The sequence below is a fragment of the Oceanicola sp. S124 genome, assembly GCF_000220565.1.
Taxonomy (GTDB): domain Bacteria; phylum Pseudomonadota; class Alphaproteobacteria; order Rhodobacterales; family Rhodobacteraceae; genus Pseudooceanicola.
In genome coordinates this window covers 1-2,418 of record NZ_AFPM01000131.1, presented here as the reverse complement: position 1 = coordinate 2,418, position 2,418 = coordinate 1, and the positions used below count along the sequence as shown (strand labels likewise).

Genomic DNA, 2,418 nt, shown 5'->3' with positions numbered 1-2,418 from the left:
TGGTGCCCCCACACGGGTTGTATTCCCGTTGCAGGCATCGCGTCAGCTGGTAGCTCCAGCGAAACAAGGGCTATCAGCCGGGGAGTCACGACGTCAACAGGCACCAGATGGTCTACGCTTTGGTCTACGGTAGCAGTGTCGGTGGTCTGCGGTAGCAGTAGGACCTCGCATCGACCCCCTGCTGTTGCCTGACCCCTGCGGTGATGCCAGCTGCGGGCGGTCTCGGTCAGCGGGCAGCCGAAGCCGAAGAGTCTCCGGCAGCTTGGCGATAGTTGGTTCTTGTTGGCGCACCCCCGCAAGCGATGGGGCATGGGGGGAAACGCCTAAGCACACCCTTATGATTGGGCGCTCAGATTTTTGACCCCTGAACATCCTGGGGCAGCTCGACGCCAGCAGCGGCGAAGAGCGGTAGCTCGACCTGGAATGCATTGGCCTTGCCTCGGATGCCTGGCAGCTTTACCTCGACCAATCCCTGATCTTTCAGCCAGAGCCTGAACATTTCATGGCGACGGATGGTTCGATTGAAGTTGCTCCTGTTGCTACAGCCGATGTGGCCCATGACGTCCTGGAACAGGATGGAGGCAGTCGGGTCTTCTTTCAGGCGTTGCTTGATGTAGGCGGCAGCCTCGGCCACCTTGCCCGTCAGGACAGGACGGTCTGCAGGGTACCAGCGCTTCACCGTTGCTCCAGGGAACCAGTCGCTCAACGCCTCTTCGATGCCAGATCCCGCTGCCGCGATGATGTAGACTTCACCAGGCAAGCATTTGCCGTCCGAGCATCCACGGGTGACGCCACGGCCAACCGCCTGCACGATGGCATGGCCATGTTCCCCAAGCGCGATACGCTGCACCACAGCTTCCGGTAGCGCCTTGTCCATCGGCAAGCTAAGGCTGGCATGAGCAAGACCTAGATATTGGCTGGGAGGTAGGTTGAAGGTCCCCGCCAGGATCACGACAGGCACATCGGCGTATTCGTTGGTCGCCTGATGCATCCCCCAGTGCAGGAAGCTGGTGTTGTGCAGGGCGTCAGGGATGATGGCATCGCTGATGAGGTTCGAGGCGTCGAGGTGCTTGTCGGCCTTGTGGTGGACGATCAGACAGCGCTGACCCAACCTTTGACTGCGCATCTCGGCGACAGTCTTCGCCAGTGCAGGGCCGTTCTGTCCCCAGCTGCTTTTGCCTGCGCCCTTCCTGGCGACGTGGATCGTCAGGGGACTGTAGTCCTTGGTCGCCGATGGCAGGAAGGTCAGACCACCACGCGTCTCCGCCCACAGCTTGTAGGTCTCGCGGACCCGAGCTGATGCATCCAGCACCAGAACCGGGGCCAGGTCTTCGGGCAGAAGCGTCCTGGCAAGCACGGCAACACGCTGACTGCCCCAGCCAGAGCAGACGCGGACCTGTTGACCCGACAGTTCCGCCAGTGCTTCCACATGGGCTGCCTGCCAGTCGTTTCCAAGCAGGGCTACCGCGCGTTGAAGGACCTCGTGGTCCAGCTTCGGGAACTGGAATAGGGACCCGATATCCGCCTTCCGCAGCCGATCCATCAGGCCATCCATCGTGTCAGCCAGGTCAGCCGAGACCCGCCGAAGGAACCTCAGGAGGCCGCCGATGTCATCGCTCGACAGCATGAAGACCTGACCCGGCTCCATCGCTTCATCCCAGACGCGGACCTCACGGGGAAGCCCTTGGTAGTGGAAGGTGGGGCATGTCTCGAAGCGACCACCCCGCAGCCTGGACAGAAGCATCTGCTGGGTTGTGAAGAGAACACGCGCTTCGCTGGGCGGTGTCGAAGACAAGGCGTTGATCTCCTCGTCGCTGGTCAGCACGGCAAAATCGACCTCCTCCAAGCCCACATCCCGAACGATCCGCTCAATCTCGGCCTTGCGCGATAGGCAGACCAGAACCGCAACATCCCTGTGGTCTTGAGACCCCACCAGCTTCCGCAGAAAGACGATCAGTGACGTGGTCTTTCCCATTCCAGGATCGAGGCTGGACACATAGACCCGCTGTTCCGCAACCCCCATCGCCATGTCGGCCATGGTCTGAACCACACTTTGCAAGACGTCATGATGTCGGGGGGAAAGGTGTTGTCCGTGGCGGTGAAGGGTCTCGGCAACCTCGTTCATGGTCGAAGAGGTCAGGTCAGCTGAAGCAGTACAGCTTCTATCATGGCTAAATAGAGAACATACCAGTTCGGCGACAGCAGCAGGAACAAGCGCTGGCTGGCCAACAGCAGGGAAAGCATGTGCATGTAGCATGAGTTATCCGTGTTGAGTATGCACACCTCCGCTGCTCCCTGAACGGGAGGCCAAATGTGTTGGTGGAGGGGCAGGTTGTCGGGAGTGCAGCCCCATCGTTCGGGTTCTGCGATGGTGGAACTTAATGCCGACGCATCAGCAGACCCCAAGCGTCACGCCAA

At 60.5% G+C, this 2,418-nt stretch carries 1 protein-coding gene; it reads right to left on the bottom strand.

Annotated features, from left to right (window positions below):
* Positions 1-349 precede the first annotated feature (349 nt).
* Positions 350-2,038 carry a hypothetical protein gene (locus tag OS124_RS0109370; protein WP_010139282.1) on the bottom strand — a complete coding sequence of 563 codons (1,689 nt, stop codon included), beginning with the start codon at positions 2,036-2,038 and terminating at the stop codon, positions 350-352.
* Positions 2,039-2,418 lie beyond the last annotated feature (380 nt).